This is a genomic window from Micromonospora sp. AMSO12t (assembly GCF_008806585.1).
GTDB lineage: Bacteria > Actinomycetota > Actinomycetes > Mycobacteriales > Micromonosporaceae > Micromonospora > Micromonospora reichwaldensis.
The window spans coordinates 23,406-36,703 of record NZ_WAAS01000042.1 but is presented as its reverse complement, the minus strand read 5'-3'; the positions used below and the strand labels follow the sequence as shown (position 1 = coordinate 36,703).

Annotated in this window: 10 protein-coding genes and 1 pseudogene; 7 read left to right on the top strand and 4 right to left on the bottom strand. The window is 71.4% G+C overall.

The annotated features are described in order from the left end of the window. Together F6X68_RS09455 and F6X68_RS09450 are read right to left on the bottom strand one after the other, a co-directional pair. Window positions 1–1,409 (bottom strand): M14 family metallocarboxypeptidase (locus tag F6X68_RS09455; RefSeq protein ID WP_225852110.1); only part of this gene is annotated, 1,409 nt, incomplete at its 3' end. Between the two features lie 178 nt (window positions 1,410–1,587). Further along, complete coding sequence (locus F6X68_RS09450) at window positions 1,588–2,253, bottom strand: response regulator transcription factor (protein WP_151453893.1); 666 nt, start codon at window positions 2,251–2,253, stop codon at window positions 1,588–1,590. A gap of 307 nt (window positions 2,254–2,560) precedes the next feature. On the opposite strand from F6X68_RS09450, the gene glgX reads away from it, so the two are divergent. Genes glgX through treZ form a run of 3 tightly spaced genes read left to right on the top strand, consistent with a single transcriptional unit; the run spans window position 2,561 to window position 8,731 of the window. Next, the gene (gene glgX, locus F6X68_RS09445) at window positions 2,561–4,678 is read left to right on the top strand and encodes a glycogen debranching protein GlgX (protein WP_151453899.1); all 2,118 of its coding nucleotides are present in this window, start codon (window positions 2,561–2,563) and stop codon (window positions 4,676–4,678) included. A gap of 1 nt (window position 4,679) precedes the next feature. Further along, a complete protein-coding gene (gene treY, locus F6X68_RS09440; RefSeq protein WP_151453892.1) occupies window positions 4,680–7,001 on the top strand; it encodes a malto-oligosyltrehalose synthase in 2,322 nt (773 codons plus the stop codon). Further along, complete coding sequence (gene treZ, locus F6X68_RS09435) at window positions 6,998–8,731, top strand: malto-oligosyltrehalose trehalohydrolase (RefSeq protein ID WP_151453891.1); 1,734 nt, start codon at window positions 6,998–7,000, stop codon at window positions 8,729–8,731. Before treY ends, treZ begins: the two co-directional genes overlap by 4 nt. A gap of 82 nt (window positions 8,732–8,813) precedes the next feature. Here the strand turns inward: treZ and F6X68_RS09430 are convergent, their stop codons facing one another. Further along, window positions 8,814–9,689, bottom strand: coding sequence for an alpha/beta fold hydrolase (locus F6X68_RS09430; protein ID WP_225852109.1), 876 nt, complete (start codon window positions 9,687–9,689; stop codon window positions 8,814–8,816). A 101-nt stretch (window positions 9,690–9,790) separates the two neighbouring features. On the opposite strand from F6X68_RS09430, the gene F6X68_RS09425 reads away from it, so the two are divergent. From F6X68_RS09425 to F6X68_RS09415, 3 genes and pseudogenes are all read left to right on the top strand, one after another. Next, entirely contained in the window at window positions 9,791–10,339 is a 549-nt protein-coding gene (locus tag F6X68_RS09425) for a YciI family protein (RefSeq protein WP_151453890.1), read from the top strand. 141 nt (window positions 10,340–10,480) lie between these two features. Beyond that, on the top strand, window positions 10,481–10,834 hold the full coding sequence (locus F6X68_RS09420; RefSeq protein WP_151453889.1) for a nuclear transport factor 2 family protein: 354 nt from the start codon (window positions 10,481–10,483) through the stop codon (window positions 10,832–10,834). Between the two features lie 198 nt (window positions 10,835–11,032). Next, window positions 11,033–11,128 (top strand): annotated as a pseudogene (locus F6X68_RS09415) (IS5/IS1182 family transposase); the annotation flags it as partial. Between the two features lie 290 nt (window positions 11,129–11,418). On the opposite strand, the gene F6X68_RS34130 reads toward F6X68_RS09415, so the two are convergent. Then, window positions 11,419–11,826 carry a hypothetical protein gene (locus F6X68_RS34130; protein ID WP_225852108.1) on the bottom strand — a complete coding sequence of 136 codons (408 nt, stop codon included), beginning with the start codon at window positions 11,824–11,826 and terminating at the stop codon, window positions 11,419–11,421. On the opposite strand from F6X68_RS34130, the gene F6X68_RS34125 reads away from it, so the two are divergent. Continuing rightward, complete coding sequence (locus tag F6X68_RS34125) at window positions 11,804–12,439, top strand: pectate lyase (RefSeq protein WP_225852107.1); 636 nt, start codon at window positions 11,804–11,806, stop codon at window positions 12,437–12,439. The genes F6X68_RS34130 and F6X68_RS34125 overlap by 23 nt on opposite strands. Window positions 12,440–13,298: the final 859 nt, after the last annotated feature.

Sequence of the window (13,298 nt, the reverse complement as noted above, 5' to 3'; positions counted from 1 at the left end):
GCCTCACCCGGGTGCGGGGCGGGGTACGCCTCGATCGTGCGGGAGCCCCGGAACACGATGCGTCCCTCGTTGGCGGACTGCGACAGGATCCCCTCGGCGCGGGCCTTGGTGATGCCCTTGACGCTGGCGCCGTGGTACGTGAGGAACTGGTTGAACGTCCACAGCGCGGAGTAGGTCTTGCGCCGGCGGTTGTTCGCGGTGTTGGACTCGTCGGGCCGCGTCGGGCCACCGGAGCTGCGCAGCTCCAGCAGGGAGTTGACCACGTTCTTCAGGCCGAGGGTGTTGCGGAGGATGGTCTCCTCGCTCAGCCCCACGTTGGCCCCGGTGGTGCACCCGTACGGACAGGCCCACCAGCCGTCCCGGGCGCCCTCGGTGTACATGTGGCCCTCGATCATCTTCTGCGACTCGTCGAAGATGCCCTGCGCCACGTTCTGGTGCCGCGGCGGCAGCATCGGCAGGTCACCGGTGTTGGTGTTGCCGTACTCGTGGCCGTCGTAGCCGGCGATCGGCCGGTAGTCGCGCACCATCTCGGCGAGGGCGCGGGTCTCCGGCTGGCGGATCAGCGAGTGGTCCCGGTTGAGGTCCTGGCCGGTGGAGTTGCCCCGGGAGTTGGCCGCCCGTCCGTCGCCGTTGAGCGTCGGCACGATGAGCATGGTGGTCTTCGACAGCAGGTCGAGGGTCTTGGCGTCCTTGGTGAAGGCGAGCTGCCGGGCCATGATCAGGCAGGCCTCGCGGTCACCGGGCTCGTTGCCGTGCACGTTGCAGTTGACCATCAGCGGGTTGGTCGCGGCCACCGCCTCCGGCGTCGCCGCCGGCCGGGGGTAGCCGATGACCAGCATGTTGATCGGCCGGTTCAGGACGGTACGGCCGATCTCGACGACGCGGACCCGGTCGCTGGCCCCGTCGAGCGCGGCGGTGTACGCGTACTCGTTGACGTCGCTGGTGTACTGCGCGCCCAGCGTCTCCTCCCACTGGGTGCGCAGGTTCTCACCCGGGGTGCCCGGGTCGCCCCAGTGGCCGCGGGTGGTGCCGCTGACCGGCGCCGAGTAGGGCTGGACCTCGGTGCCGAAGCGGGCCCGTACCCGCCACTGGAAGCCGTTGCCGGGGGCGAAGCCGGCGTCGGCGAAGGTCGGCTCGTCGTTGTTGACCTGCCGGTTCGGGCGCCACACACCGGCGATGACCGGCGTGCCGGGCGTGCCGTCCGCGGCGAGCGGGGTCCGCTCGATCTGGTAGTCGGTGGCCCCTTCCACCCGGGTCCACGCCAGCGTGGCGTACCCGTCACCCTGCACGACCGTGAGGCCCTGCACCTGGTTCGGCTCCGCCTGCAGCAGGGCCGCGCTCGGCTGCCCCTGCGCCTGCGCGGGCACCGCCGTCGCCACGAGGGCGGCGGCGAGCAGCGCGGAGAACACACCGGCCGTTGTCCGTCTGTATCTCAAAAGGATCTCCAAACAGGAGGGATGGCTGGGTGCGCCCAGCACACCCGTACTCGGCCCACCGGTGGCGGGCAGCCTGCGATTCTTGAGGATCACCTGAGATTCCCGACGCGGTAACCGGGACGCGGGTCGCGGTTCAGGTCACCAAGGGTCCTCACCCGGTACGCAACCGGTAGCCGACGCCGCGCACCGTCTCGACCAGGCCGGCGTCGTCGAGCTTGCCCCGCAGGGCCGCGACGTGCACGTCGAGGTTGTGTCGGGTGCCCCAGGTGGTCTGCCAGACGTCCAGCTGCAAGCGGTCCCGGGGCACCACCGTGCCGGCCTGCCGGGCGAGCGCCACCAGCAGGTCGAACTCCTTGCGGGCGAGGTTGACCTCCCGCTCGCCCACCCAGACCTGCCGGGCGTGCACGTCGATGCGCAGCCTGCCGGCCCGCAGCTCGCCCATGCTGCGGGTGCCCCGGGTGCTGCGGGCGGTGCGGCGCATCACCGCCTCGATGCGGGCCTGGAGCTCCACCATCGAGAACGGCTTGACGACGTAGTCGTCGGCGCCGGCCCGCAGGCCGGCCACCCGGTCGTACTCCTCGGCGCGGGCGCTGACCGCGATGATCGCGACGTCCTCGTCGACCTGCCGCAGCCGCCGGCAGACCTCCAGGCCGTCCCGGTCGGGCAGGTTGAGGTCCAGCAGGACCAGGTCGACGGCGTCGGCCCGGATCGCCTCGGCGGCCGTCAGCGCCGACACCACCTCGTGCCCCCGACGGCGCAGCGCCTTGGCGAGGGCAGACGCCACGCGTAGGTCGTCTTCGACCAGGAGCACCCGCACGCACACCCCCCCGGACCTCGTCCCCCGCCGGATCCTGCGAGTCTGTCCGATGATCATCGACTTGACCAGTGCGGACGCAAGATGGTGACCGCAAGCATGATCCGTTCCGGACCGACAGCGGGGCCACGGTGACCGGGGGCGTCGAAACGTTCACCCGCTATCAGTCGGGTGCATTACGGTCATCCTCCGATCGGGTGGATTGGCGGCGGAGCGCGCGGGGCAATACCCGCACGCGCGCCACCCGGCCCCGTCGTGTGGTGCGCTCATGGTGCGGTGCGCGCTCATGATCTTGCGCAAAGGGAGCGACATGCAGGTCTGGCCGGGTGAGCGGTACCCCCTGGGGGCCACCTACGACGGGATGGGCACCAACTTCGCCATCTTCTCCGAGGTGGCCGAGCGGGTCGAGCTGTGCCTGTTCGACGAGTGGGACACCGGGGCCGAGCGGCGGGTCGAGCTGCGCGAGGTCGACGCGTACGTCTGGCACGCGTACATCCCCGGCATCGAGCCGGGGCAGCGCTACGGCTACCGTGTGCACGGCCAGTACGACCCGGCGAACGGGCTGCGCTGCAACCCGGCCAAGCTGCTGCTCGACCCGTACGCCAAGGCGATCGACGGCGACGTGCGGTGGGACCCGGCCGTCTACGACTACGAGCACGGCGACCCGGAGCGGATGAACACCACCGACTCGGCGCCGTTCATGCCGAAGTCGGTGGTGGTGAACCCGTACTTCGACTGGGGCAACGACTCCCCGCCCCGCATCCCGTACCACCACTCGGTGATCTACGAGGCGCACGTGCGCGGCCTGACGATGCGCCACCCGGACATCCCCGACGAGCTGCGCGGCACGTACGCCGGCCTGGCCTCCCCGCCGATGATCGAGCACCTGACGAAGCTCGGCGTGACCGCCGTCGAGCTGATGCCGGTGCACCAGTTCGTGCACGACCACCGGCTGGCCGACCTGGGGCTGCGCAACTACTGGGGCTACAACACCATCGGCTTCTTCGCCCCGCACCACGGCTACTCGGCGCTCGGGCACCTCGGCCAGCAGGTGCAGGAATTCCGGGGCATGGTCAAGGCGCTGCACGCCGCCGGCATCGAGGTCATCCTCGACGTGGTCTACAACCACACCGCCGAGGGCAACCACCTCGGCCCGACGCTGAGCTTCAAGGGCGTCGACAACCCCAGCTACTACCGGCTCAGCGAGGAGGACCGCCGCTACTACGTCGACTACACCGGCACCGGCAACAGCCTCAACGTACGCAGCCCGCACTCGCTCCAGCTGATCATGGACTCGCTGCGGTACTGGGTGACCGAGATGCACGTCGACGGGTTCCGCTTCGACCTCGCCGCCACCCTCGCCCGCGAGTTCTACGAGGTGGACCGCCTCTCCACCTTCTTCGAGGTGGTGCAGCAGGACCCGGTGGTCAGCCAGGTCAAGCTGATCGCCGAGCCGTGGGACGTCGGGCCGGGCGGCTACCAGGTGGGCAACTTCCCGCCGGTGTGGACCGAGTGGAACGGCAAGTACCGCGACACCGTGCGCGACTTCTGGCGCGGCGAACCGGCCACCCTGGCCGAGTTCGCCTCCCGCATCTCCGGCTCCGCCGACCTCTACCAGGACGACGGGCGCCGCCCGTTCCACAGCATCAACTTCGTCACCTGCCACGACGGGTTCACGCTGCGCGACCTGGTGTCGTACAACGACAAGCACAACGAGGCCAACGGCGAGGAGAACCGCGACGGCGAGGGCCACAACCGGTCCTGGAACTGCGGCGTCGAGGGCGACACCGACGACGAGGCGGTACGCGCCCTGCGGGCCCGGCAGCGGCGCAACTTCCTGGCCACCCTGGTGCTCTCGCAGGGCGTGCCGATGATCGGCCACGGCGACGAGCTGGGCCGCACCCAGCGCGGCAACAACAACGCCTACTGCCAGGACAGCGAGCTGGCCTGGGTCGACTGGGACGCCGCCGACGCCGACCTGCTGGAGTTCACCCGCAAGCTGGTCGACTTCCGCCGCCGCCACCAGGTGTTCCGCCGGCGGCGTTTCTTCACCGGTCTGCCGGTGCGTTCCCGGCTGGTCGACGAGCCCCTGCCGGACCTGGCCTGGTACACCCCCGACGGGCGGGAGATGACCGGCGAGGACTGGGGCAACGACTTCGGCCGCTCGGTGGCGCTCTTCGTCAACGGTGAGGGCATCCGCGAACGCGGCCAGTACGGCCAGCGCCACGTGGACGCCTCCTTCCTGCTCTGCTTCAACGCCCACGACGCCCCGCTGGACTTCACCGTGCCCGGCCCCGAGTTCGGGCCGCGCTGGGAGGTGGTGATCAGCACGGCGGAACCGGAACCGGAGAAGACCACGGTCGTCGAGGCGGGCGGCACCCTCTGCGTGCCCGACCGGTGCGTGGTGGTGCTGGAGAGGAAGGCCTGACATGTCGAGCACCCCTCGACCCGACGCGCCCCGGGTGGGCACCACCTACCGGGTGCAGGTCCGCCCCGGCTTCGACCTGGACGCCACCGCCGAGCTGGCCGACTACCTGGCCGGCCTCGGCGTCACGCACCTCTACAGCGCGCCCCTGCTCACCGCCACCCCCGGCTCCGCGCACGGCTACGACGTGGTCGACCACCGTGCCGTCAACCCCGAGCTGGGCGGCGAGGCGGCCCGGCAGCGGCTGCTGCGGGCACTGCGCGCCGCCGGGCTCGGGATGGTCGTCGACATCGTGCCCAACCACGCCGGCGTGGCCGTGCCCGCCGCGAACCCCGCCTGGTGGGACGTGCTGCGCCGGGGCCGCGACTCGGCGTACGCCGGTTGGTTCGACGTCGACTGGGACCGGGGCCGGCTGCTGCTGCCGGTGCTCGCCGACACCCCGGACGCCCTCGATGACCTCAAGCTCGCCGACGGGGAGCTGCGCTACCACGAGCACCGCTTCCCGGTCGCCGACGACACGGGAGACGGCAGCCCCCGCGAGGTGCACGACCGGCAGCACTACGAGCTGGTCTCCTGGCGGCGCGGCGACACCGAGCTGACGTACCGCCGGTTCTTCGCCGTCTCGGACCTGGCCGGGCTGCGGGTGGAGGACCCGGAGGTCTTCGCCGCCACCCACGAGCTGGTGCTGCGGTGGGCGGCGGCCGGCGAGGTCGACGGCATCCGCGTCGACCACCCGGACGGGCTGCGCGACCCCTCGGCCTACCTGGCCCGGCTGCGCGCCGCCGCGCCCGACGCGTGGCTGGTGGTGGAGAAGATCCTGGAGTACGGCGAGGAGCTGCCGGACTGGCCGGTGGAGGGCACCACCGGCTACGACGCCCTCGCCGCCGTCTGCGGGCTCTTCGTCGACCCCGACGCGGAGGGCGACTTCACCGCCCTGGACACCCACCTCGTCGGCCGGCACACCTCCTGGCAGGACCTCACCCACGACACCAAGCTCGCCGCGGCCACCCGCCTGCTGTCGGCCGAGCTGACCCGCCTCGCCGCGCTCGCCGATGACGTCGAGCACGACGCCGCCCGCGCGGCGCTGGCCGAGCTGGCCGCCGCGTTCCCGGTCTACCGGGGCTACCCGCCGCACGGCGCCCGGCACCTGGCCGCCGCCCGCGCCGAGGCCGGCCGCCGCCGCCCCGACCTGACCGCCGTGCTGGACGCGCTCACGCGCCGGCTGCGCGACCCCGACGACGAGCTGGCGAAGCGCTTCCCGCAGCTCACCGGCGCGGTCATGGCCAAGGGCGTGGAGGACACCGCCTTCTACCGGTGGAGCCGCTTCGTCGCGCTCAACGAGGTCGGCGGCAGCCCCGCGCACTTCGGCGTGCCGCCGGCCGAGTTCCACCGCTTCGCCGCCGTCCGGCAGGTGCGCTGGCCGGCGAGCATGACCACCCTCTCCACCCACGACACCAAGCGCTCCGAGGACGTCCGGGCCCGCCTCGCCGTGCTCAGCGAGCTGCCGGGGCGGTGGGCCGACCTGGTCGCCCGGTGGACGGCCCGCGCGCCGCTGCCCGACCGGGCCTTCGCGCACCTGCTGTGGCAGACCGCCGTCGGCGCCTGGCCGATCGAGCGGGAGCGGCTGCACGCGTACGTCGAGAAGGCCGCCCGGGAGGCGTCGGCGTCGACGAGCTGGGCCGACCCCGACCCGGTCTTCGAGCGGGCCATGCACGACGTGGTCGACGCGATGTACGACGACGCGCAGCTGCACGCCGAGCTGACCGCCTTCGCCGACGAGATCGCCCCCGTCGGCTGGTCCAACTCGCTCGGGCAGAAGCTCGTGCAGCTCGCCATGCCCGGGGTGCCCGACACCTACCAGGGCACCGAGCTGTGGGACAACTCGCTGGTCGACCCCGACAACCGCCGTCCCGTCGACTTCGCCGTACGCCGGGAGCTGCTGGCCCGCCTCGACGCCGGCCCGCCCCCGCCGGTGGACGCCGGCGGCGCGGCGAAGCTGCTCGTGGTGTCGCGGACCCTGCGGCTGCGCCGCGACCGCCCGGAGCTGTTCACCGGCTACCGGCCGGTGCCGGCCCACGGGCGCGCCGGGCGGCACGCGCTCGCCTTCGACCGGGGCGGCGCGGTCGCGGTCGCCACCCGCCTGCCGCTCGGGCTGGCACGCGCCGGCGGCTGGGGCGACACGACTCTGTCACTTCCCGTTCACGAGGTGACCGACCTGTTCACGGGCCGGTCCTACAGTGGCGGGCAGACCCCGCTGGCCGACCTGCTGGCCACCTACCCCGTCGCGCTGCTGGCTCCCACCACCGAGTCCGTGGAGGCTTCATGACCGAGTTCAGGGTGTGGGCGCCGCAGGCCGCCCGCGTCCGGCTGCGCCTGCCGGGCGTCGCCGACCACGAGATGCGCTCCGGCCCGGACGGCTGGTGGCGGGTCGAGGTGCCCGCCGCCGGCCCCGGCACCGACTACGCCTTCCTGCTCGACGACGACGAGCGGGCGCTGCCCGACCCCCGCTCGCCCTGGCAGCCGGAGGGCGTGCACGGGCCGAGCCGGCGCTACGACCACGCGGCGTTCGAGTGGACCGACCAGGCCTGGACCGGCCGGCAGCTGCCCGGCGCCGTCCTCTACGAGCTGCACGTCGGCACCTTCACCCCCGAGGGCACCTTCGACGCCGCCATCGGCCGCCTCGACCACCTCGTCGACCTCGGCGTCGACATGATCGAGCTGCTGCCCGTCAACGCCTTCAACGGCGAGCACAACTGGGGCTACGACGGGGTCTGCTGGTATGCCCCGCACCAGCCCTACGGCGGGCCGGACGGCCTGAAACGGCTGGTCGACGCCGCCCACGTCAAGGGCCTGGGGGTGATCCTCGACGTCGTCTACAACCATTTCGGGCCCTCCGGGGCCTACGCGCCGATGTTCGCGCCGTACCTCACCGAGCAGAGCAACACCTGGGGCCGCACCGTCAACCTCGACGGACCGCACTCCGACGGCGTGCGCCGCTACATCGTCGACAGCATCCTGATGTGGCTGCGCGACTACCACGTCGACGGCCTGCGGCTCGACGCCGTGCACGCCATGCCCGACTCCCGCGCCACACCCTGGCTCGAGGAGGTGGCCATCGAGGTCGAGGCCCTCGCCACCCACCTCGGCCGGCCGCTGTCGCTGATCGCGGAGTCCGACCTCAACGACCCCCGGCTGATCACGCCCCGGGAGGCCGGCGGCTTCGGCCTGCACGCCCAGTGGAACGACGATGCCCACCACGCCCTGCACACCCTGCTCACCGGCGAGCGGCAGGGCTACTACGGCGACTTCGGCTCGCTGGAGTGCCTCACCGACGTGCTCACCGGCGGGTTCTTCCACGCCGGCACCTGGTCCAGCTTCCGCAACCGCCACCACGGCCGGCCGGTGGACCGGCAGCGCACCCCCGGCCACCGGTTCGTCGCGTACCTGCAGAACCACGACCAGATCGGCAACCGGGCCACCGGCGACCGGATCTCCGCCACCCTCTCCCCGGGGCTGCTGCGCGTCGGCGCGACGCTGCTGTTCACCGCCCCGTTCACCCCGATGCTGTTCATGGGCGAGGAGTGGGCCGCCAGCACCCCGTGGCAGTTCTTCACCAGCCACCCCGAGCCGGAGCTGGCGACCGCCGTCGCCACCGGGCGCAAGCGGGAGTTCGCCGCGCACGGCTGGCCGGAGGGCGACGTGCCGGACCCGCAGGACCCGCAGACCTTCGTCCGCTCCCGGCTCGACTGGGCCGAGCTGGACAAACCCGAACACCGCGAGATGTACGAGTTCCACAAGCGGCTCATCGCGCTGCGCAAGAGCCGCCCCGACCTGTCCGACCCGAGGCTGCACGCCGTGGACGTACGCCCCGGCGACCAGTTCCTGGTGATGCGCCGGGGCGGGACCCTCGTGGCGGCGAACCTGGCCGCCAAGCCGCAGCGGATCACGCTGCCGGGGGTGGCGCGCCGGGTGCTGCTCGCGACGGGGGAGGGGGTCACGGTGATGCGCGACCGCATCGAGCTGCCGGCGGAGACGGCGGCGATCGTGGCGCTCTGAGCGGCGCCCGTCGTCGCTTTGCCGCCGGCAGCGCGGTGGCGGCTGCCGGCGGCGACCGGCCCGCCCCCGCCGCAGTCGGCGGTCAGCCGGCGTCCAGCACCTCGCGCAGCCTGGCCGCGAACTCGGCGGGCTTGCCGGCGTAGCCGAACTCGCCGTCGAGGAAGCCGCCGTGGTGACTCGGGAACACCACGGCCTCCTGGCCGAGCAGCGCCGCGGTGGCGACGGCCGTACGCGCCGTGTAGGTCCCTGCCGTCTCCTCGCCGACCGCGATCACGACCCGGGTCGGCGCCGCCGTGAGCGCCGCCGCGTCGGGCCGGTAGTCGGTGACCGTCCCGGAGGCCTTCGACAGCAGCGGGTCGTCGCGGGAGCCGTCGTCCTCGGTCGGTAGGCCGAACGCCGCCGGGTCGGGCGCGGGCTGGGCGAAGTAGGCGTCGGTGAACTCGCCCTGCCAGGAGACCAACGCCATGAAGGCGGCCATGCCCGCGCCCATGCCCTTCGCCTGGTACGCCTCGTGGACGGCGGCCTGGGCGCGCTCGGCCGCCGCGGCGTCGGGCAGCACGGTGGTGATCGGCGGCTCGTGCGCCACCAGCGTCGCCACGTCGCCGGGGTGGGACGCGACCAGCTCCAGCGCGGTCACCGCCCCGCCGCTGCTGGCGAACACGTCGACCGGAGCCGCGCCGAGCGCCTCGATCAGCAGGTGCAGGTCGGCCGCCTGCTGCTGCGGCGTGTGGTCCGACCGCCCGTCGCTGCGGACGCTGCGGCCGAGCCCGCGCGGGTCGTAGGTGACGACCGTCCGGTCGGTGAAGTGGGTCGCGAGCGCGTTGAAGCCCTCCGCCGCCATCGGTTGACCGATCATGAGCAGCGTGCGGTGCCCGCCGGAGGCCGACAGTGGACTGCGCACGTCGTAGACCAGGTCGACGCCGGGCGCGGCGAGGGTGTGGGTCTCCATCGTCGTCATGCCGGCGAGCGTACGACCGACGGGTGACAGATCCGGTGCCACACGCGGGAAGCGGCACCCACGCGCCCCGGGGTTTCGGCGCCGGCGTCAGGATCTGCGGTATGGAGTTCTTCTGCTACCACCGCGACCGGTCCGGCTCCCTGGCTCTGCGCAAGGAGCTGCGCGAGGAGCACTGGTCCTACATGGACCGGTACGCGGAGCGGATGATCGCCCGTGGGCCGACGTTCGCCGCCGACGGGAAGACGCCGACCGGCAGCGTGCACATCGTCGACCTGCCCGATCCCGCCGCCGCCCGGGCATTCGCCCTCGACGAGCCCAACTACCAGGCCGGCGCGTACCGGGACGTGCTGCTGCGCCGGTGGCACAACACGCTGGGGCGCACCATGTGGGACTTCCCGGGCGGCCGGACGGGTGGTGACCGGTACCTGGTGCTCGGCCTCGGGGCGGGGGAGGCCGCCGACCTGGACGTGAGCGCGGACCGGGACGAGCTGATCGCGTACGGGCCGCTGCTGTCGGACGACGGTGTCAGGTGGCTGGGCACGGCGGCGCTGGTCCGGGCGGAGGACCCGGACGAGGCGCGTGCCGTACTGACCCCGGATCTGTATGCCGAGATCGAGGTCCACGCGTGGGCGTTCGGCGGACGACCGTGACTCCATTGGCCCTCTCAGTTGGGCCGTCCAGGGTCGTGCCGAGGTTCGGTTGTGCCGTGAACGCCCTACCGGGCTGACGTCGCCGTTCTGCCGCGAGCGAACCCGCTTGTCTTGTTGCGGCGCGCTGCGGAGGATCGGTGGATGGATCTCCTCGCCGCGGAACGGCAACTCCAAGCCGCCCAGCGCGCCGCCGACGTCGAGTCCCTCGACGCGCTACTGCACCCGCAGGTCGTGGGTGCCGGACCGGACGGCACGGTCTTCACGAAGGAAGACGACTTGGAGGGCTACCGCTCCGGTGCACTGCGAATCACCAGCCTGGTGGAGGAGTCGCTCGACGTTCAGGAAGACGGTCAGACTGGGGTGACTCGCATGGTCGCTGCGGTGGATGCCGTTCAGGGCGGTGCCGCCATGTCCGCGCGGTTGCGCTACACCCGACTCTGGGTGCGTGAGGACGGCAACTGGCGGGTGTTGGCCGCCACCTTCGTCCCGGTCTAGGGGACGTCTCGTAACTGGGTGAAGGCGTCGCCCGGCATCGGGCCGGTGGTCAGCCGGCGAGGATGATGTCGGCTTAGGCTGCGCTGCCCGAGGGCTTGGGCGACCGCCGACACGCGTGCGCCTGGTTGCCTGCTGTGCGACCCCATGCCCATCCATTGGCCGTTTTCGCCCTGACCTTGCAGGTCAGGGCGATACGCCTCGGCCCACCTGCGCAACGGTGACACCTACACCCGCCTCGCCGCCGGATCCGCCGTCGGGGTCACCACCGCATGCCACTACGCACAGGAAGCGATCGTCAACAAGAAGTGATCCTTGCCTCTTCATTGGTCAGTCTCTATCGTTGTCGGAAAGCGCTTTCCCGTCCCCGTGCTCATGCCTGAAAGGTGAACTCAGATGAGACGCAAAGTCGCCACGCGGTGGCTGGCCGGTGGTGCCACCGCGGTCGCAGGTGCCGTCGTCGCCCTGGCGCTGCAGGTTCCCAACGCCTCGGCCGCCACGAACCTGAGCCTCGGCGCCAGCGCTGACGGATCCAGCAAGGCCAGTGGTACCAGCTATGGCAACGTCATCGACGGCAACCCCAGCACCTACTGGTCGCCGAGCGGCTCGACCGGCACGGTCTCGGTCAAGTGGGGCAGCGCCACGACGGTGTCCTCGGCCGCCATCGTGCAGGCCTCGGGCGGCGGCTCGATCAGCGGCTGGCAGCTCAAGAACCACGACACGGGCTCCGTCCTGGCCAGCGGCAGCAGCGCCCCAGGCACCATCAACTTCTCCTCGACGTCGCTGAAGAAGATCTCCTTCGTCATCACCAGCGCGTCCGGCACCCCACGGATAGCCGAGTTCGAGACGTACTCCAGCGGCGGGTCGACCCCGACCACCAGTCCGACCAGTGGCCCCACCAGCAGTCCGACGGCCAGCCCGACCAGCAACCCAGGCACGCCGACTGGTGCGTGGCCGTCGTCGGCCGGCTCGGTGAGCATCTCGGGCACGGTCAACGTCTCCGGCACCTTCGACGGCGGGATGAAGACGTACTGCTGCATCGGTGACGGTGGGCAGGGCGAGTCGCAGGACCCGATGTTCAAGATCGCCAATGGTGGCACGCTGCAGAACGTCATCCTCGGTTCGCCCGCCGGTGACGGCGTGCACTGCGAGGGCACCTGCACCCTGCGCAACGTGTGGTGGAACGACATCGGTGAGGACGCCGCCACCTTCAAGCAGACCAACGGCGGTACCTCCTACGTCATCGGTGGCGGCGCGCGCAACGGCAGCGACAAGACCTTCCAGCACAACGGCAACGGCACGGTCAACATCTCCGGTTTCTACCTCAAGGGGTCCGGCAAGCTGTACCGGGGCTGTGGCAACTGCTCCACCTCGCACACCCGTCACGTGCGTATCGACAACGTCCTCGTCGACGACATCGACATGCTCGCCGGCATCAACAGCAACTGGAACGACACCGCGACGATCACTCGCGTGGTCGTAATCGGCTCGGCCACCATCTGCGGCAAGTACAAGGGCGTGCCCAAGGGCAGCGAACCCAGCTACCTCGGGGAGGGCTGGAACGACGCCAACTGCAAGGTCAACAGAAGTGACGTCACCTTCCGGTAGTCACTAGACACGTATGTTCGCGAAGGGGCACCCGCCGCCAGGCGGGCGCCCCTTCGGTGTCCGTCGTGCGGGGCGAGTTCACTGAACCCGTGCTCCACTTCGGCGGCATTCTGATGTCTTCGAAGCCATAGATTCTCCCTGTCAAGGGAGGGCACGGCCTTCGGGCTGGGCGAGGATCGCAACTCTACGGTCCACACTCCGCGTGGCGTGCGATGCGCTCGAGGGCGTGAACGGCCTGGGCCAGGTGCGCGGGGTTGATGGCTTCGAGAGCCTGTTGAAGGAGCTGCCGGCGCGCGGCGTGGACGCTTTCGAGGGCACGGATGCCTACAGGCGTGATCGTGATGAGGAAGGCTCGGATCCTGTCGACATAGGCGTAGGTCGCTCAGACACCGTAGCGCCGCGCCAGCGAAGTGAGCCGCGCTGAAGTAGGAAGCCCACCGAGGGCAGCTGCCCGCGTCCATCCTGTCCAACGCACGCTCGGCCTTTGCCAGGGCGCTTTGACATGCGCGCCGTTCACCCGAGCCGCCGTATGCGCTGGCGGCGGTCGTGTACAGCCGGGCGCGGACTGCGGCGGGGGCGCGGCCTGCTCCGTCGATGGCGGCCTCGGCGAGTCGTGCAGCATCTTGAGCGTGCCCGAGATAGACGGCCTGAGTGGCGAGGTTGGCGAGCAAATGGGCACCGTACAGGCGGTCGTCGGCAGCCTTGGCGAGCCGTAGGGCGACCGTCAGAAGCCTTTGGGCGGCGGGGTGGTTGCCTTGCGTCGTAGGACATGAAGGCGAGCTGGCCGGAGAGCGTTGCGACTGCGCGCATGAGATTGCGCCCAGTGGCGTCCGTGTAGTTGCCACGCAGCATGGGGGAG

Coding starts and splice junctions, on each gene's coding strand:
- F6X68_RS09425 (WP_151453890.1), top strand. CDS start 9,791: ATGGAGTTCTTCTGCTACCACCGCGACCGGTCCGGCTCCCTGGCTCTG.
- treZ (WP_151453891.1), top strand. CDS start 6,998: ATGACCGAGTTCAGGGTGTGGGCGCCGCAGGCCGCCCGCGTCCGGCTG.
- F6X68_RS09430 (WP_225852109.1), bottom strand. CDS start 9,689: ATGACGACGATGGAGACCCACACCCTCGCCGCGCCCGGCGTCGACCTG.
- treY (WP_151453892.1), top strand. CDS start 4,680: ATGTCGAGCACCCCTCGACCCGACGCGCCCCGGGTGGGCACCACCTAC.
- glgX (WP_151453899.1), top strand. CDS start 2,561: ATGCAGGTCTGGCCGGGTGAGCGGTACCCCCTGGGGGCCACCTACGAC.
- F6X68_RS09420 (WP_151453889.1), top strand. CDS start 10,481: ATGGATCTCCTCGCCGCGGAACGGCAACTCCAAGCCGCCCAGCGCGCC.